The 18,834-nt window shown below is 34.6% G+C and carries 17 protein-coding genes; 6 read left to right on the forward strand and 11 right to left on the reverse strand.

Annotated features, from left to right (window positions below; all coding sequences use genetic code 11):
- Positions 1 to 78: 78 nt before the first annotated feature.
- Entirely contained in the window at positions 79 to 1,191 is a 1,113-nt protein-coding gene (locus J3495_RS06335; protein ID WP_210665732.1) for a lactonase family protein, read from the reverse strand.
- A 270-nt stretch (positions 1,192 to 1,461) separates the two neighbouring features.
- Here J3495_RS06335 and J3495_RS06340 point away from each other — a divergent pair, with 270 nt between their 5' ends.
- The 4 genes from J3495_RS06340 (at position 1,462) to J3495_RS06355 (ending at position 5,794) form a co-directional block, all read left to right on the forward strand.
- Positions 1,462 to 3,390 carry a vWA domain-containing protein gene (locus J3495_RS06340; RefSeq protein ID WP_210665733.1) on the forward strand — a complete coding sequence of 643 codons (1,929 nt, stop codon included), beginning with the start codon at positions 1,462 to 1,464 and terminating at the stop codon, positions 3,388 to 3,390.
- 106 nt (positions 3,391 to 3,496) lie between these two features.
- Positions 3,497 to 4,753, forward strand: coding sequence for a dihydroorotase (locus J3495_RS06345; protein ID WP_210665734.1), 1,257 nt, complete (start codon positions 3,497 to 3,499; stop codon positions 4,751 to 4,753).
- 5 nt (positions 4,754 to 4,758) lie between these two features.
- On the forward strand, positions 4,759 to 5,085 hold the full coding sequence (locus J3495_RS06350; protein WP_210665735.1) for a hypothetical protein: 327 nt from the start codon (positions 4,759 to 4,761) through the stop codon (positions 5,083 to 5,085).
- A 64-nt stretch (positions 5,086 to 5,149) separates the two neighbouring features.
- A complete protein-coding gene (locus J3495_RS06355; RefSeq protein WP_210665736.1) occupies positions 5,150 to 5,794 on the forward strand; it encodes an alpha/beta hydrolase in 645 nt (214 codons plus the stop codon).
- 63 nt (positions 5,795 to 5,857) lie between these two features.
- Here J3495_RS06355 and J3495_RS06360 read toward each other — a convergent pair whose 3' ends face one another.
- The gene (locus tag J3495_RS06360; RefSeq protein ID WP_210665737.1) at positions 5,858 to 6,361 is read right to left on the reverse strand and encodes a hypothetical protein; all 504 of its coding nucleotides are present in this window, start codon (positions 6,359 to 6,361) and stop codon (positions 5,858 to 5,860) included.
- A 14-nt stretch (positions 6,362 to 6,375) separates the two neighbouring features.
- Complete coding sequence (locus tag J3495_RS06365; RefSeq protein WP_210665738.1) at positions 6,376 to 7,140, reverse strand: MBL fold metallo-hydrolase; 765 nt, start codon at positions 7,138 to 7,140, stop codon at positions 6,376 to 6,378.
- 90 nt (positions 7,141 to 7,230) lie between these two features.
- Between J3495_RS06365 and J3495_RS06370 the strand changes: the two genes are divergently transcribed.
- Positions 7,231 to 8,688, forward strand: coding sequence for a TonB-dependent receptor (locus J3495_RS06370; RefSeq protein WP_210665739.1), 1,458 nt, complete (start codon positions 7,231 to 7,233; stop codon positions 8,686 to 8,688).
- Positions 8,689 to 8,937: 249 nt separating this feature from the next.
- Here the strand turns inward: J3495_RS06370 and bcp are convergent, their stop codons facing one another.
- A complete protein-coding gene (gene bcp / locus J3495_RS06375; protein WP_210665740.1) occupies positions 8,938 to 9,390 on the reverse strand; it encodes a thioredoxin-dependent thiol peroxidase in 453 nt (150 codons plus the stop codon).
- A gap of 289 nt (positions 9,391 to 9,679) precedes the next feature.
- Between bcp and J3495_RS06380 the strand changes: the two genes are divergently transcribed.
- Complete coding sequence (locus J3495_RS06380) at positions 9,680 to 10,336, forward strand: endonuclease III domain-containing protein (RefSeq protein ID WP_210665741.1); 657 nt, start codon at positions 9,680 to 9,682, stop codon at positions 10,334 to 10,336.
- Between the two features lie 18 nt (positions 10,337 to 10,354).
- Here J3495_RS06380 and J3495_RS06385 read toward each other — a convergent pair whose 3' ends face one another.
- The 7 genes from J3495_RS06385 to J3495_RS06415 form a co-directional block, all read right to left on the reverse strand.
- Positions 10,355 to 11,419, reverse strand: a complete 1,065-nt coding sequence (locus J3495_RS06385) for a tetratricopeptide repeat protein (RefSeq protein ID WP_210665742.1) — start codon at positions 11,417 to 11,419, stop codon at positions 10,355 to 10,357.
- Between the two features lie 671 nt (positions 11,420 to 12,090).
- Entirely contained in the window at positions 12,091 to 12,234 is a 144-nt protein-coding gene (locus J3495_RS06390) for a hypothetical protein (protein ID WP_210665743.1), read from the reverse strand.
- A 49-nt stretch (positions 12,235 to 12,283) separates the two neighbouring features.
- Positions 12,284 to 12,868, reverse strand: a complete 585-nt coding sequence (locus J3495_RS06395; protein ID WP_210665744.1) for an RNA polymerase sigma factor — start codon at positions 12,866 to 12,868, stop codon at positions 12,284 to 12,286.
- Positions 12,869 to 13,186: 318 nt separating this feature from the next.
- The gene (locus J3495_RS06400) at positions 13,187 to 13,945 is read right to left on the reverse strand and encodes a glycoside hydrolase family 16 protein (RefSeq protein WP_210665745.1); all 759 of its coding nucleotides are present in this window, start codon (positions 13,943 to 13,945) and stop codon (positions 13,187 to 13,189) included.
- 79 nt (positions 13,946 to 14,024) lie between these two features.
- The gene (locus J3495_RS06405) at positions 14,025 to 15,686 is read right to left on the reverse strand and encodes a family 16 glycosylhydrolase (protein ID WP_210665746.1); all 1,662 of its coding nucleotides are present in this window, start codon (positions 15,684 to 15,686) and stop codon (positions 14,025 to 14,027) included.
- 11 nt (positions 15,687 to 15,697) lie between these two features.
- A complete protein-coding gene (locus J3495_RS06410) occupies positions 15,698 to 17,314 on the reverse strand; it encodes a hypothetical protein (protein WP_210665747.1) in 1,617 nt (538 codons plus the stop codon).
- A gap of 11 nt (positions 17,315 to 17,325) precedes the next feature.
- Complete coding sequence (locus J3495_RS06415; protein ID WP_210665748.1) at positions 17,326 to 18,825, reverse strand: RagB/SusD family nutrient uptake outer membrane protein; 1,500 nt, start codon at positions 18,823 to 18,825, stop codon at positions 17,326 to 17,328.
- Between the last annotated feature and the right edge of the window lie 9 nt (positions 18,826 to 18,834).

Consider the following 18,834-nt stretch of genomic DNA (forward strand, 5'->3'; position numbering starts at 1 on the left):
TATCTTTCTGTAATTTTGAGTCTTTTTTTATGGGTTTTCTTAAAATCTTAGTCACTCAGAAGCTTTGTCCCTTAAAAATCATATTTTTGTAAAAACCAATCCAACTGGAGAACACAATTCGATTTTCTTACCTGTATCTTTTAACTTTCCTGTTGTTTTGTCTCTTTTAAAAATGGAGATATTATTTGTATATTGATGCGCTACTAAAAGATAACTCCCCGTAGGATCCATCGAAAAATCTCTCGGCCCTTTTCCTAAACTACTCACCTGCTCTACCAATTCTACAGCACCATTTTTTTGTATTTTATAGACCGAAATAGCATTCACATCTGCACGGTCTGACACGTATAAAAATTTTCCGTCAGGCGAAATTTTGATTGCAGCGCCACTTGTACCACCTTGAAAATCTTTTGGTAATATACTGGTTTCTGCTATTTTTTTCAGGCTACCGTTTTTATCATAACTAAAAGTGGTTAGAGTAGCATCTAATTCCTGAATCAAGTACACAAACTTTCCATCTTTACTAAATGTCAAGTGTCTTGGTCCGCTTCCGGGTTTTACATCGATACTTTCTTTTAATGTTAGCACTTCATTTTTAGAATCCGCATTGTATTTGTATATAAAAACTTTATCCAGACCTAAATCATTCGATAAAACAAACTTTTTATCTGGCGAAAAAACAACCATGTGCACATGCGCTTTTTCCTGACGTGCCGTATTTGGACCTTTGCCATCATGCTGAAGAAGTTGTTGTACGGTAGAAATACTTCCATTTGGATTTTTCTTAAAAACAGCAATACTACCGCCAGAATAATTTGCGATGATAACATTTTTGTCATCATTTATCAAATGGCACGGATCATCTCCAAGAGTTTCATTTTTGTTTAATAAATCTACTTTTCCAGATTTCGAATTGTAACCAAAAGCACTTGCAGTACTTTGAGTTCCGTTTTCATTTACGGCATAAATAAATTTGTTGTCTGCCGAAACCGACAAATAACTTGGGCTCAACACATTATCTGAAGAATTTTTTAATTTAAAATCACCCGAAACAGCATTAAACTCGTAAACATAGATTCCGTTACTCTGGCATTTATTAGTATAAGTTCCGACCAATAAATTGAATTTGTTCTGTGCCTGCAAAGTCGTAATTGCAAAAGCTGAAAACAATACAATATATAATTTCTTCATAATTTATAATTTTGTTTTTGAAAGGCTAAAATAGGTAATAATATGTTTTGGAAAACTATTTTTTGTTACAAATGAACTTTGAAAAGTTACATTATTCGGGTATGATTTTACTATTTTGAAATACAATAGTTACCTAAAATTTTATTTCTTTTCTGAATTCAATGTTTGTACATAATCTCTTCTAGAACTGATAAGGTTTGACTAAAAATTTGTATTTTTGGCCTGTATCTTCACAAAAATAAAACGTAGTGAAGTAAAATCGAAGCCAGAATGCATTTTAAACAACCCGAAATTCTATACTTTCTATTTTTATTGATTGTCCCAATTTTGGTGCATTTGTTCCAATTAAGACGTTTTAAAACTTCCTATTTTACTAATGTTCGTTTTCTAAAAGAACTTTCGATACAAACCAGAAAAAGTTCTAAAATCAAGAAAAGATTATTACTCGCCACACGATTATTATTGCTTGCGTGTGCTATTTTTGCTTTTGCACAACCCTATTTTGAAGCCAAAAACCATAAAGAAGCATCTAACGAAATGTACATTATTCTTGACAATTCGTTTAGTATGCAGGCCAAAGGAAAAAAAGGGGAATTGCTAAAACGTGCTGTTCAGGAATTACTGGAAAATACGCCCGAAAACAGTCAGTTTTCTTTGCTAACCAATACCGAAAATTATTGGAATACTGATATAAAATCAGTTCGAAACGATCTGCAAAACTTAAAATACAGTGCTACTCCATTTGAACTTTCTTCAATTTTAGCAAAAGTAAAAGCACATAAATCACCTCATAAAAAAGATATTGTTATTATTACCGATGCCGTTGGTTTAGCAGAAAAAGACATCGTACTTACTAACGAAGAGGATAAACCATATTTTATAATTCCCGAAGCAGAACAAACAAACAATATCGCCATTGACAGCGTTTTTATTCATCAAACTTTAGAAAATTTCTACGAGATAACCGTCAATTTATCAGCCTACGGCGAAGACTTTAAACCTGTTTCTACAGCTTTATACAATCAAAATAAACTGATTGCCAAAACGATTATCAATTTTGATACGAAGAAAAAGAAAATCAATTTTACAATTCCAAAAGAAGCTTTTCATGGCTATGTTGCCATCGAAGACAATGGTTTAAGTTATGATAACAAACTCTATTTCAGTATTTCAAAAACTAAAAAAACTAATGTAATTAGTATTGGAAATGCTGCAAAAAGCAATTTTTTATCTCGAATTTATACGCCAAATGAATTCAATTACAACAATTATTCGCTTAGCGAACTGGATTACAATAATTTAGAAAAACAGAATGCTATCATTTTAAATGAATTGGAAGAAGTTCCTCAAGCTCTGCAAACTACTTTGAAAGCTTTCGTGCTAAAAGGCGGAAATGTGATTGTAATTCCGTCTGAGAAAAGTTCGATTAGCAATTTAAATACTTTTTTAAGCAATTTTGGTAAAATTCAATTTCAAAACCGAGAAGATAAAAACAAGTTAATTACAAAAATAAACTTCGATCATCCTTTGTTTTCAGGTGTTTTCGAGAATAAAATCAGTAATTTTCAATATCCAAAAACAAACAGTTCATTTAGTATTTCATCTGCCTACCCAGCCGTTTTATCGTATGAAGACCAAAGCGTTTTTGTTACAATGATTCAGAATCCGGTTTCAGGTGTTTCTGTTTTTGCGGCACCAATTAACAGCGAAAATTCAAACTTTCAACAATCGCCTTTAATAGTTCCGTTGTTTTATAAAATGGCACAAAACAATCAAAAAACTGGTATTAATGCGTTTGTAATTGGTCATAATCAACCTTATTTTGTAGATATTTCACTCAACAAAGATGCTATTTTGGAGGTAAAAGGAAGAGAAGCATCTTTTATTCCGATTCAACAAATTTTGAATAACAAAGTAAAATTAACTTTTAATGATTTTCCTGAAATAGCCGGCAATTATAGTGTTTTTGATAAAAATGAATGGGTTGAAAATCTGAGTTTCAATTACAGCCGAAGCGAAAGTGATTTAAGTCAGGTCAACAAAAATGCTGTATCAGATTTTAAAACAGCCGATACGATTTCGACCATTTTTAACACCTTACAAACTGAGCGAACAGACAGCCAAATTTGGAAATGGTTTGTTATCTTTGCACTGTTATTTTTGGCCATAGAAATGGCGATCATCAAATTCGTGAAGTAAAATATAAAGGTTTTGTTTTTGCTTTTCGTTTGTCATTTCGACGAAGGAGAAATCACAGGTAGTACTTAAAAATAACAATTTCAGCATAAAATAAAAATACTACAATATGAAAATAATCATCAGAAGCGCCAAAATTATCGACTCAAAAAGTCCGTTTCATAATCAGACCGTTGATGTTTTAATTGCAGATGGTTTTATAGAAAAAATAGGAACTTCACTTCCTGAAATTTCGGATGCCACCGAAGTTAAATTAGGTAATTTACATCTTTCGCAAGGTTGGTTCGATAGCAGTGTTTCTTTTGGTGAGCCGGGTTACGAAGACCGCGAAACCATAGCCAACGGATTACAAGTCGCTGCAAAAAGTGGTTTTACCGCTATTGCTTTACAGCCCAATTCCTACCCTGTTATTGATAATCAATCGCAGGTAAATTTTGTAAAAAACAAAGCCAATGGTTTTGCAACAGAGCTCTTCCCTATTGGTGCTTTGACCAAAGGAAGCGAAAGCAAAGATATGGCGGAGCTTTATGACATGAAAAATACCGGAGCTGTTGCTTTTGGAGATTATAATAAAAGCATTGACAACGCCAATTTGCTAAAAATAGCCTTGCAGTACGTACAAGATTTTGATGGTTTAGTGATTGCATATTCGCAAGACAGCAATATTAAAGGAAATGGAGTAGCGAATGAGGGAATCGTTTCTACGCGTTTAGGACTCAAAGGAATCCCAAATCTTGCCGAAGAACTTCAAGTAGCCAGAAACTTATTTTTATTAGAATATACCGGAGGAAAACTTCATATTCCGACAGTTTCTACAGCAAAATCTTTAGCATTAATAAAAGAAGCCAAAGCAAAAGGCCTGCAAGTGAGTTGCAGCGTTGCAGTACACCACCTGACATTTACAGATGTTGCATTAGAAGGTTTTGACACCCGTTTTAAAGTTACCCCGCCATTGCGAACAGAAGCCGATAGAGCTGCACTTGTCAATGGAGTTCTGGACGGAACGATTGATATGATCACTTCTGACCACAACCCAATTGATATCGAATTTAAAAAAATGGAATTTGATACCGCCAAAAACGGAACTATTGGTTTAGAAAGTGCTTTTGGAGCTTTACTAAACGTATTGCCTTTAGAAACTATAGTTGAAAAACTAACTTCTGGAAAGGCTGTTTTTGGTATCGAAAGTCAATCGATTAACGAAGGACAAAAAGCAAATCTTACACTTTTTACACCTGAAGGAAAATCGACTTTTACGAAAGAGAATATCCTTTCAAAATCTAAAAACTCTGCTTTTTTAGGAACTGAAATCAGAGGAACTGTTTATGGAATTTTAAATCAAAATCAACTTATTATCTCAAAATAATGACAATGAACAATTCAATAGAAGAAGGAAAACCTATCGCTATCACGAGTTATATACTAATCGTTGGAGTTCTGATTGCAATGTCAATGAACGCTGAAAACAAAAATAGTTTTGCTTCTTTTCATATTCGACAAGCGCTCGGAATATCGTTAACTTTTATTTCTTTTGCACTGATAGTCAGTAATTTTGATAGTTTTTTTATCACCTTCCCAATGTGGCTTTGTATTTCTGTTTTATGGTCTTATGGCATATTTAGCGCTATTCAGGGGCATACAAAACCAATGCCGCTGGTTGGTGAGTGGTACCAAAAATGGTTTAAATCTATCGGATAATTAAATTCAAAAATAACAAATTTCCAAAACTGAGTTTCACAACTCAAAACTCACAATTTAAAAAATGAATCTTTCTCTCGAATATAAAATACAAGAACCCAAAGTTATTTTAGACAAAAATCCTGTTTTGCTTTTATTGCACGGATACGGAAGTAACGAAGCCGATTTATTTTCGTTTGCAACTGAACTTCCTGATCATTATTACATCATTTCGGCCAGAGCACCTTATGATTTGCAGTATGGCGCGTATGCTTGGTATGCTATTAATTTTGATGCCGACCAGAACAAATTTTCAGATAATGAGCAAGCCAAAACTTCGCGCGATCTTATTGCTAAATTTGTAGACGAATTGGCTGCAAATTATCCAATTGATGCTAATAATGTGACTTTAATAGGTTTCAGCCAAGGTTCTATTTTGAGCTATTCAGTGGCACTTTCGTACCCTGAAAAAATTCAGAGAGTGGTGGCGATGAGTGGCTATTTTAACGAAGAAATCATTAAAGAAGGTTTTGAAAAAAACAACTTTAAAAACCTAAAAATATTTGCTTCACACGGAACTGTAGATCAGGTCATCCCGATTGATTGGGCTAGAAAAACGCCAGCAATTCTGGAGCATTTAAACATTCCGGTTACGTATAAGGAATATCCTGTTGGTCATGGTGTGGCTCCTCAAAATTTCTTTGATTTTAAGAATTGGTTGGCGGGGTAATTTTTGGTTTTCGGTCGCAGTTTTCAGGTTGTACTGAAACTAAAAACTGCGACTGAGAAACATTTATTTCTGATACAATAGAGATTGATTCACTTCAAAATCAATCGATTCATCATCGTTTACAAAATATTTCAATAACACTTCACCCCATAATTGTCCATTGCTGTAATCTGCAATGATCCATCTGTGGTTTAAAATTTTTACCTTATTGATGATAAATTTCTTATTGTCTATCTTGTCTTGTCCCGTGTAAGGATTGCCGTTTGGATTGGAATTTAAATCTAATAACTTTTCGGTTACCACTGGAATTAATTTTTCATACAAAATTACTTTTCCTCCAGAAGCGCTGTTATCAAAATAATTTTGTGCGTTTTCGTTATGTGCCAACGAGAAATAATCTGCCTCAGATAATTGTGTTGACACCAAATTGATGCTATCTCTCAATTTCTTAGTTGTTTTTTCATATCGTTCCTGTCCAAATTTTACCTCTCTGCTGTAAAACATGTACGTAAAAATATTCATTAAAATGGCCAATAAAAAAAGGTAAAGCATTAAAGATTTTTTCATTTTTGTACTATAATTTAAATTGTAATTTCTAAGTTGTCATACGCCAGGAAAACATTTTTCGGCAAGTGCTTTTGCACTTCTTCATGAAATCCTAAAACGTGGCTAATATGTGTAAGATAGGCCTTTTCGGGCTGAATCAAATGTATAAAATCTAATGCTTCCTGCAAATTAAAATGTGTATCGTGCGGTTCTAACCTTAACGCATTCACAACCAAAACTTTTAGGCCTTTCAGTTTTTGAATTTCTTCTGTAGCAATTGTTTTTACATCTGTCAGATAAGCAAAATCGTCTATTCGATAACCAAAAACCTGCAAATCACCATGCATCACATTTATGGGAACAGCCATTTTATCGCCCACCGCAAAAGGTTCATTATTGATGACTTCTATTGTTTTTACACTTGGCGCACCGGGATATTTATTTACGGTTTCAAACACATAATCAAAGCGACGTTTGAGGTTGTCAATCACGCGCTGATGCGCATAAACCGGAATCTCGCCCTGTCTGAAATTAAACGGGCGAATATCATCCAGACCAGCGGTATGATCTGCATGTTCGTGCGTAAACAAAATAGCATCCAAATGCTTGCATCCGCAAGAAAGCATTTGCTGTCTAAAATCGGGTCCGCAATCGATTACATAAGAATGATTACCCCATGTAATCCAGATGGATACACGAAGTCTTTTATCCTTAGCATCAGTGCTTTTACAAACGGGATGATCGACCCCAATAATAGGGATACCCTGAGAAGTTCCAGTACCTAAAAAATAGACTTTCAATTGAACATGTTTTTTTTACAAAAATAGGATTATTTCTCTTTCATTAGAAACCTAATTTGCTAACTTTGTAACAAATCTATTTAAAATAAAATGGGTACAGAAATAAAACTCAAAGGTGACAAGGTCATCGAACAGATTCCTTCTATAAAAGACAAAGCGTTACGCATTAATTTAAACGAGAACATCTACGGAACTTTTGCCGAAATTGGCGCTGGACAAGAAACAGTAAGGCATTTTTTCAGATCTGGAGGTTCATCGGGAACAATTGCAAAAGCAATGTCTGCCTATGATAAAGATTTTAGTGATGCCGTTTATGGTATCGAAGGCGATGGTCGCTATGTGACCGAAAACCGACTCAAGAAAATGTTAACCTTTGAAGGTGAACTTATTGAAGAACGCCTGAGCCGAGAAAAACACCCCAATAAACTTTTCTTTAGTTACGCCAATACCGTTGCAACTATCGATTTTGCCAAACAATTTAAAGGTCACGGCTGGGTAGGAATACGTTACCAAATAGAACCTGACGAAGCATACAACGAAATTATTCTACACATTCGTTTTAAAGAAACCGACGCTCGTCTGCAACAAGAAACGCTCGGTATTTTAGGAGTAAACCTTATTTACGGCGCCTTTTATAAATACAATGATCCAAAACGATTACTTCGTTACCTATACGATCACTTAGATAAAGACCAACTCGAAATTGACACGATAAACTTCTCAGGACCTCGTTTTGCAGATGTTGACAACCGTTTGATGAGTTTACAATTGGTCAAAAACGGAATGACAGATGCCGTAATGTTTAATCCTGAAGGAAAAAATATTCTTCCTGCTGCCATTTTATACAAAAAAAATCTTCTTGCTTTAAGAGGAAGTTTTCGTCCCGTTACCAAAGTAAATATGGACATGTACGAGAAATCACTAAAGATGTTTCTCGAAGAAAATAAAGTAGAAAAAGACAATACATTGGTGGTTTTTGAAATTACACTTTCGAATTTGCGTTCGGATGGTGAAATTGACGAACGTGACTTTATGGACAGAGCCGAATTGCTCTGCTCATTGGGTCAAACCGTAATGATTTCGAACTTCCAGGAATACTATAAAGTCGTAGAATATTTTGCCAATTATACCAAAGCCAGAATGGGATTGGCGATGGGAGTCAACAACTTAGTTGATATTTTTGATGAGAAATACTACCGCCATTTAAGTGGTGGAATCCTTGAAGCTTTCGGAAAATTATTCTACCGTGACATGAAGGTTTTCTTGTATCCGATGTTGGATGACAATGGCGTTCTAATGAATTCTGATAACCTGAAAGTACATCCTAGAATGAAAGAATTATACAAATTCTTCAAATTTAACGGAAAAGTAGTTGATATTGCCGATTACGACCCAAACAATCTGGAAGTTTTCTCTCGCGAAGTCTTAAAAATGATCAACCAAGGTTTATCAGGATGGGAACACATGCTTCCTGCAGGTATTCCGGAAATTATAAAAGAGCACCACCTTTTTGGCTACCATCCACAAAAAGAATTAGAACAAAAATAATTTTGGTGATGCACAGAATTAAAAAGTCCAAAGAAGCAGATTGCTTTTTTGGACTTTCTATTTTTTTAGAAGCAATTTCCTGCTATCCGCTTGTATCTTTTGTTTTTTAAAGAAAAAAACAAAAGGATACCGCTTCTATCAGGGCTAGAGCTCTCGGTTTTATAAGAAACCTGAGGTATATTTCTCTGTAAAACTTCCGCTTCGGTCAAGTTGACATTTTACTGCTCACAAAAAACTTTTACAGAAAACCTATTTTAAGATTTGAGCTGCGTGTTCTTTGGTTTTTACGTTTTCGATTACCTCGTCTATGATGCCGTTTTCGTCAATTACAAAAGTTGTTCTGTGAATACCGTCATATTCTTTTCCCATAAACTTTTTTGGTCCCCAAACGCCAAAAGCAGTAATAACCGATTTATCTTCGTCTGCCAATAATGCAAAAGGAAATTCGTATTTGTCTTTAAATTTTCCCTGTGCTTTCTGACTGTCGGCACTTACGCCCAATAACTCGTAATTGTTGGCTTTAAAACGCTCAAAATTATCTCTTAAATCACATGCTTCTGCCGTGCAGCCTGGTGTATTTGCTTTTGGATAAAAGAAAACTACTAATTTTTTTCCTTTGTAATCTGCCAATTGATGTGTTTTACCATCTTGGTCAACTCCTGAAAAACTGGGTGCTTTATCGCCTTTTTTTAATGTTGTCATCTTTTTTATTTTAGAATATTAATTTTAGCTGTTTAATTGTTTTGTCTGTAAATAAGTCATTTAAAATTGTACCCGAATAACATCTCGATTACTACTACTGCTCCTGCCCCAGATTGCCGAGAAAACCCCGGAGTTGTGGTAGCTTACATTTTTTGCTTTTACAAAGCGACCAGCGGAAGCTCTTGTAAATGCTTAAAAATGTTGCTAACACAATGAGGAGTTGAAACAGAAAGCTGGATTAGGCACATCATGAAAATTATACTATTTTTACGAGACTAAAATTACGGAAATGAATAAAGAAGCTCGTGTAACATTTGTTATAAATACGTTAAAAGAACTCTATCCAACCATACCGATTCCACTAGACCATAAAGATCCTTATACCTTGTTGATTGCCGTTTTGCTTTCGGCGCAATGTACCGATGTGCGTGTCAACCAAATTACACCTTTGCTTTTTGCAAAAGCGGATAATCCTTATGATATGATAAAAATGTCGGTAGAAGAAATTAAGGAAATTATTAGGCCTTGTGGTTTGTCTCCGATGAAATCGAAGGGAATTCATGGTTTATCGCACATTTTGATAGACAAACATGATGGCAAAGTGCCACAGAGTTTTGAAGCTCTTGAAGAATTACCGGCGGTGGGTCATAAAACGGCAAGTGTGGTGATGTCGCAAGCATTTGGAGTTCCTGCTTTTCCTGTGGACACACATATTCACAGGCTGATGTACCGATGGAATCTTTCGAATGGGAAGAATGTAGCTCAGACCGAAAAAGATGCCAAACGACTTTTTCCGAGAGAAATATGGAACGATTTGCACCTGCAAATCATTTGGTACGGACGAGAATATTCGCCCGCAAGAGGCTGGAATCTTGAGAAAGATATCATTACCCGAACAATTGGTAAAAAATCTGTTATAGAAGAAGCTACTAAAAAGAAAATTTAGTAGCTTCTTTATTCTTGGTTACATTCCGCTTTTTAAGGAATTGTATTCAGTGGTCATATTTAGTGATCTGTATATTCCTAAAAGAGATTTTGTTGCATCTTCATTTTTAGGTTCTAAAGTCAATGCTTTCTGGAGATACGGAATCGCACTTTTGACAATTTCGTCTTTCTGTGCATCTAATTTATCGTATTCTTTCATTTCTTTTGGAGTGTTGCCCAGCAAAGCCATCTGATCTACTAATGCTCTTTTTAATTGTATTTTTACATAAGCGAGATTAATGTAACAATTGATACAATTTGGATTTACCTGTAATCCTTCGAGATAATATTTTTCTGCGTTTGTAAAATCATTTCTCTCTAAATAACAAAAAGCCAAAGCGGTGATAATATCTTCTTTTTTTGAAGGTGGAAATACATTGCGAGGCTTCTCGTAAAGGCCTTCTTTTATGTTAGATTCTCTGGCACTCAAAGAGATAAAAGCTTCTTCTGTTTTTGTTTTTTTGTTTGTAGCATAATAAACTAATCCTTTTCCGGTATAATTTATTTTTTTAAGTTGCTCAAAATATTTTATGGCCGAAACATAATCCTTTCCTGTTAGAGAAGAAGATGCAGCATTGTAGAGGTTTAAGGTATCTCTTTTATCAAATAGGTAAACTTCGTAACTTTTATCGGCGCTTTCTTTGTATTTCGCGGCCTGATAATCATTGTATGCTCCATCTACAAGTGTAGATTTCATCTGTTTTAAAGCCAAATTTGCTTTTACTGCATATCGGTAAACCCTGGAATCATTTTCGTACAAAAGTACATCTTGGTAAGCAGCAGACGCCAAAGCAAAATTATTAGCAGCATCTATATTTTTGGAAGCCAACTCTTTGTAAACATTTCCTTTTAAAAAAAAATAGTCTGTTTTTACATCATCTGGGGCATTTAATACCTGATATTCCATTTTTTTCAGAACATCCAATGCCTCTTCTGCTTTTCCTTTATCGTAGAACGATTGCGCTTCTTTTATTTGATCTTTTTGAGCAAATATTCCAACATTTATCAATAGTAATAATGATAATGTTATTAGATTCTTTTTCATTTTCATTTTCATTTTCGGTTAAGTTTGATTGTTAAATAGATTTTACGGTTAATCTTGACAAATCTTCTAGCAAGCAACTATGCTGAAAATTTTGTTTTAACCATATTTGGGGCAAATAGTACTTAAAATAAAGTACAAAATTGCGCTCTTACTTACTGTAAGGAGTACGCTAAATGCTCCATCAGTCTTAGATTCTTTCCGAAACATTAAGATGATGTACAACAAACAAAACGAAATAAAATAGTGTAATTTTTCTTCATATAACAATTGATTTAGTTAAACATTTATTTAGTGACTTATAATAGTTATTCTTTTAAATTTAAAGGATTTTTACACAAAAACCTTTATCATTGGGTAATTTTGCTGAATAAAAAATTACTTTTTAACTAAAATAAAACTAATTATCGAATAAATAAACAAAAGTTAATTAAAATATGAAAATTTAACTAAACCGTAGCAAAAATACAGTTAAAACCTTACATATTATTATGTAAAAAACAAAAATAGTGGAAAAATATTCGTTTTTTTTTAAGTTAAAGAAAAGCTTAGCTTGAAAATTATTCATAAAAAAAATTCACCGAATGTATCTGCATACAAAGAGTGAATTTTTAGACCAAACGACCAGTTGGTTTTTCTTTACTATCAACATCCGCCAGAAAAAGCGGAATGTTTTAATTAGCTATAATTTCGATTCTTTTATTATTAACTTTCACAACAGTTAAGGCTTGTGAATAGCTTAATAAAAAAGAAACTACTTCTTTTTTAGGCTTTAAGTCTTGAGCAACTAACGCCTTTTTAGAGTAAATTTTTGCCATACTATAATTTGTTTTATTATAGTATAACGACCTAATACTTAAAATAGTATTAGTTGGTTAAAACAATTTGATGTTTGTCTATAATTTTTCTCAAATTCATCAATGCATAACGCATTCTGCCCAGTGCTGTGTTGATGCTAACGCCCGTAAGTTCTGAAATTTCTTTGAAACTCATATCCTGATACATTCGCATAACCAAAACTTCTTTTTGATCCATCGGAAGTTCTTCTATAAGTCTTTTTAGGTCAACCTCAACCTGATCTACGATCATTTTGTTCTCGATCGTAAGCGAATCATCAGACATGATAGAAAAAATCGAAAACTCTTCGGTCTCTCTATACATGGGCATTTTTTTTGTTTTGCGAAAGTGATCTACAATTAAATTATGAGAAATACGCATTACCCAAGGAAGGAATTTACCTTCTTCGTTATATGAATTACTTTTTAAGGTTTTAATTACCTTAATAAAAGTATCCTGAAAAATATCATTTGAAATGTCTCTATCAGCAATCTTAGAATATATAAATCCATATATTTTAGATTCGTGCCTGTTTATCAATGTAGCAAGAGAATTTTCGTTGCCCTCGATATAGTTTTTTACTAATAGAGCGTCTGGAATATGCAGATCAGCCATAATACTAACTTTTTAGTTTCTGTTTAAAATTTAAAGATTTTTTCTAAAAAGTAGTGTTATTGTATAGGCTTATCCGTTTATGAGTTATGTTAAATATTTGTTCAAATTTAACAAATAAATATTTTAAAAAGCAAATGAAATTAATAATAATTAATAATAAATTCTCAAAAAACGAAAAGAAACTCTAAAATATATCGCTTCGTTGCCTGATAATAGTAAAAAAGTGAACAATTTAACAATTTAGCAAGCATATCTAAACATCTAAAAATAAGAACTTTAACTTTTATTTTTTGTAGTATTAATTGTAATTATACAATACTACTGATAAACTCTTATATAATCTATATTGTATTTTTGTGGCAAAACCTTGTCATCTACTTCCGGGCCACCAAAGTTTCCTCCGATTGCCAAATTAACGATGATATAAAAAGGCTTATCAAACGGCCATGTATCGTCATTTTTTACTTCCGGATTAAAGGTATAAACCAATGTAGTATCCACAAAAAACTCAATTTTATCTTTTGTCCACTCGATGGCATAAACGTGATACCCTTCTTCTATGTTATCAAATTTTGTTTTTTTTGTATTAATACTGTTTCCGTGACTGTCTTGTGTGTGCAAGGTTGTATAAACCATGTGAGGCTCTTTGCCAATGTATTCTAAAATATCTATTTCGCCTGTTTTCGGCCATTTTACTTCATCAATATTTGCGCCTAACATCCAGAATGCTGGCCATAAACCCTGACCTATTGGCAATTTTGCTCTGGCCTCTATTCTACCATATAAAAACTCTTTTTTTCCTTTTGTCGTGATTTTGGTAGAGGTGTATTTATCTCCTTCTTTTCGGGCTTCGATAATTAGGTCTCCTTTTTTTATCTGATGATTGTTTTGGGTATAAATCTGTCTTTCATTATTTCCCCAGCCGCAAAGATTAGGACATCCATCACCCAGCTCGTAATTCCAAACGGACTCATTTAATGTTTTTTTATTAAAATTCTCCTCCCACACGAGTTTTCTTTCTGCTTGTTGCGCCCAACAAAAATTACTCATTATGAGTAGCGCTATTATTTTTTTCATCTGCTAAATATTTCATTAAAAAAATAAGAAGGTAAGCCTTAAGCCGACCTTCTTATCCAAAATTATTACTAATCAAAACCTATTGATATACTCTAACATAATCGATCTCCATCGAAGATTGTGTAAAAGCAGGATCAATATTTCCTCCAAAACTTCCTCCCATTGCAACGTTTAAAATCAAGAAAAAATCTTTATTGAATGGTAATGAAGCACTATTTGCAACCGAATGAATCAGTTCGTCGTCTACATAAATTTTTACAGAAGCTGGATTCCAAATGGTTTTATACACATGAAATTCTGTAGAAACATTGGCAATTGTTTTAGAGCCTGTATTTCCATTTCCTCCAGAATTTCCAGGATAATGAAGGGTTCCATGAATCACATTTTGATTGTTCCCCACATGCTCCATAATATCTATTTCGCCACAAGCAGGCCAAAAGTTTGTTGCATAATTTTCTCCCAACATCCAGATGGCTGGCCAGGTCCCTGCGCCTATTGGCAATTTGGCTCTCACTTCAACTTTACCATACGTAAACTCAAATTTATTTTCTGATTTTAATCTTGCTGAAGAATAATCTGCTCCACCTGAAGCTTCTTTTTTAGCAGTGATTTTTAAGTTTCCGCCTTGTACAATAACATTTGTATTGGCCGTGGTATAGTTTTGTTTTTCGCCATTTCCCCAACCATTATCGCCTCTACCTGTATCAAATCCCCATTTGGTAGCATCCGGAGCTCCATCGGTATTAAACTCATCCGAAAAAACCAAATTTGTATAATCAACAGCTTGGTTTTGCGTTGGTTTTGTTGTGGTAAAAATATGATACCAAGCCAAAGCAGGATTTCCGCCCATAACGGCTCTAACTACCATTCTATTTGCTGTAATCGACAGGATCTCGTAAGAAGATTGACCAATATAATACCCCATAAAACCTCCGTCAGAGAAATTCATTGTAGTACCGCGAGTTTGCGTAGCGCTATTAGGATTGGCCATAACGACAGATTCTGAAGGGCTTAGCGAAACCGTTTTTAATCCGCCTGTATTGTATGCCAAACAAGCATCATCAGGAGAACTTCCTCCTGCAACACTTGCAAAAGAAGCATTAAAGAATGTACTTCCTCCATTATCCAATTGATATTTTAATTGTTCTCCGTCAAGCGAAAAAGTCAATACATTCTCGTACAAACAACTACTAGCCGGTGCTGCCGCTTTTTCCCAAGCTGCTGCCTGATAATAATTAGCATAATAATTTTTGGTAGCATCTCCATCATTTTGCCCTACGCCTAAATGTCCTGGCTCTGATGCCGACCAATACCATTTTTTAGACGATCCTCCTGTTAAGAACTGAACCGCTTCATCATCACTAAAATTACTTAAAACCGTAACATCAATTGTGGTGTTGGAAGCAATTCCGCCTTTTCCGGTAACAATTGCTGTAACAGTATAGGTATTGACACCCGTTTTGGTAAAACGTTTGGTGAATATACCACTTGGAGAATTCTCTGAAGTTCCGTCGCTAAACACAAATTTATACGATATGGCATTATCGGCCGTTGCCGTTAATTTTACCATTCCCGAACCGTCTCCGTTGGGAGCTGCTGTAGTACTACCTACAATTTCGGCCGTTATTTTTAGATTGTTTGGCGCAGATAAATCACCAAAAGCATAATCGTCTTTTTGGCAACCCGTCATCAAGAGAATCGTAAATAACGATATTATTTTTATAATTGTTTTTTTACTCATGATTTCTAGTTTTAATTGAATTGTTTAATGTCATCAAAATAATAAATGGAACCTGTTCCCATTTGTCCAAAGTCTGGAAATAAAATTACCCTATCGTACTTATTAGCGGCACTAAAACCAGGTGCAGTTGTTAAGTCAAACGTCAGCTCTTGCCATGCATTTGCTGTTGTTGTAGTGGCATGTACTTCTATAAAAACTGTTGGATTTCCGTTTCCATCTTTTGGCGAGGTTGAAACTTCCATTTTATATAAGATATCAGCTCCTACTTTTGGAGACCATACCGTAACTTTAACTTTATTCCCTTTAGTATAATCAATTGCATTTTCTAAGTCTAAACTAGCTCCTGCCCAAACTTGAGCACCCGACAGTTTTTCTATTTTAACGACTTTATTCGATACATTGGCTCCTGTTTTATCTGGATTCGTTACAACACTAACCGGAATTGCTCCAAAATTTGCGTCTCCGAAACCAGACCAGGCGTATGTTAATGTCCCTGATTCAAAATCCAGAGGCAATTCAATAGCTTGAGAAGGCGTTTTATAAAAATAGATATTATCAATAAAAACCCCTTTTCCAGCAGGATTTCCAACCAATTTCAGTTGAAAAATATCCGCTACTGTAAATCCGCTCTGACTTGTAAATGCTGAAATCGGAATATCAATACTGGTCCATTCGTTTGCAATTAAATCCTTTATTACTGGTCTTTCTCCATTCGTTTTACTGATAAGAAAAATTTCAAGTTTTGGCAAATCTGCTGTCCAAACATCCATGTGGATAAAATCCATTCCGGAAACATCGATTGATGTATTGTCTGCCAATGCAATTCCTTCGTAATTCAAATTAATATAATTCAATATTTTATCTCCGTTCAAATCAAACTCTGAATAAGTAGTGGATTGTCCCCAATTTGGATAAAAGTTTGTTCCCGCAAGATTTGTATATTTTGCACTGTAAATCGAAATTACATCTCCAACCTGTCTGGTTGGTTGTATTGGGGCAGAAGCTGTTGGATTAAGAACCAATTTGGCTTCAAAATCCTGAATTTTCTCTGTAGTCTGTATCGCCGCACTTTTTGAAACTACACGAATACTGTAAACTCCAGGTTGCTGATAAGTATAAGAAACTGATTCGCCATTATTTGCCGTAATAGGTTCCGGTTTTCCTGCTTCTCCAAAATAAACATCGTAGAACATAGCAAAGTCTGCTGTTGCTTTTACGGTTATTTTTTTAGAAACTGATAAATCATTGGTAATAACGACTACCAAATTTTGAGGTGCTTTAAAAGATACCATCACTTCTTGAGTAACTTCTGTCACCTTTCCGGTAATACCCATAGCCATAATTTTGGCTTGATAAATACCTTCCTTGTAAGTATGTGTTACCGTTCCGCCGGCAGCAAAATAATCAGATTGGGGACTTCCGTCTCCGAAATTTATTTTGTACTGCGTTACTCCTTCGCCTTTAGGCAAAAAAGTTACCTTACCAGAATTATCCTGAGTTACGGTGGTCAAAGCCGAAATATTGGCCGGTCCTTCAATTCCTTCTAAATCAATGTCACTGCTATCATTCGAACAAGCCATTAGCATTGCCAGAACGAAAAGACTTATAATAAAATGTATCTTTTTCATAATTATTTTTTTTAATAACCAGGGTTTTGTTGCCAGTTTCCGTTTGCAAATTGAATTTCCTCAATTGGAAGCGGAAACAATTCATTTTTGTTCGCCGTAAAACCTGGTATCTTTCCAACTGCTTTTCCTGTTCGTACCAAGTCAAAGAAACGATGTCCCTCTCCAAAAAGTTCTACTCTTCTTTCTGCTAAAATGAAATCAGTCAATGCGGCTCCGGAAGCTGCAATATCATGATTGTTGTCTCCAAAAGCACGTCTTCGCACTTCGTTCAGATATCCTCTTGCTTTTCCATCATCAATTCCTCCACGATTATACGCTTCGGCAGCCATAAGCAAAACATCGGCATAACGAATCGCTCTGTAATTGTTCGGATTGGTTAAGTTTAAGTCTCCTGCAGCCGTTGAACTTCGTTTTCTCGGTAAATATTTTCTATTAAAATATCCTGTGTCTTCATTTCCTTTTCCGTAAGTAACTCCATTTCCGTTATCGAATGCAGTATTAGCACCAGCAAAAGCAACAATATCTAAAATAGCCACATCTTTACGTCTGTCACCCACTTCAAAAGCATTTACAGCATCTACAGTTGGAATATTAAAGCTAAATCCTGATGAAAAGAGTGGTCCGGAAAAATTTCTAATACCGTTAAAACCAACAGCTACGTTTCCTTCACTACATTGCAAACAAGTAAAACCAGCTCCTTCTACATCTGTATATTGTACTTCAAAAACAGATTCTGCTCCATTTTCTCCATCCATTTCAAACATAGCGTTGTAATCTGTCACTAACGAATAATTGCCTGAACCAATAAGACTCTCTAAAGTAGTCGCCGCTTGCGTAAATTTATTTTGGTACAAATAGGCCTTTCCAAGTAAGGCTTGTGCAGCACCTTTGGTAGCTCTGCCTTTTTGAGCAGCAGTTGGAGACAAATTCGCAATAGCATAAGTTAAATCGGCCTCTATAGAAGCATACACTTCTGCTGCTGCTGAACGTGGAATTGTTTTTTCATCACCAATTTTAAATCTGGCATCACCTTTCATCGGAATTCCTCCAAACCATTTTACTAACTCAAATTGGTAATAGGCTCTAAGAAAACGTGCTTCGGCAATCAGTTGCGTTTTTCCTTCAAAATCAGTTTTATTTTGAAATTCAAGTATGTAATTTGCTCTTTGTACACCTGCAAACATCCAGTTCCAGATATCTCTTACATTACTATTTACCTGAGTATGAATCATGTCATCGACTTGTTGAAAGCCAATAACATCAGTAGGGCTTTCTCCTCCGGCAAAAGTGTTGTCTGAGGCTATTTCGCCCAATAAAACATTCACATAAGAAGACTGAAGCAAATCGTAAGCCGCAATTAAAGCAAGATCGTAATCTGCTTTCGAATTAAAATAATTCTCAGAATCTATTGAATACTCCGGAGTAGTGGCTACAAAATCATCTGAACAAGAAACACTTATTACAGAGAATAAAGTAATCGTTATAATGGTTGTTACTAAATATTTTTTCATTTTAATTCC

It is taken from the genome of Flavobacterium geliluteum, assembly GCF_017948595.1.
Taxonomy (GTDB): Bacteria; Bacteroidota; Bacteroidia; order Flavobacteriales; family Flavobacteriaceae; genus Flavobacterium; species Flavobacterium flavipigmentatum.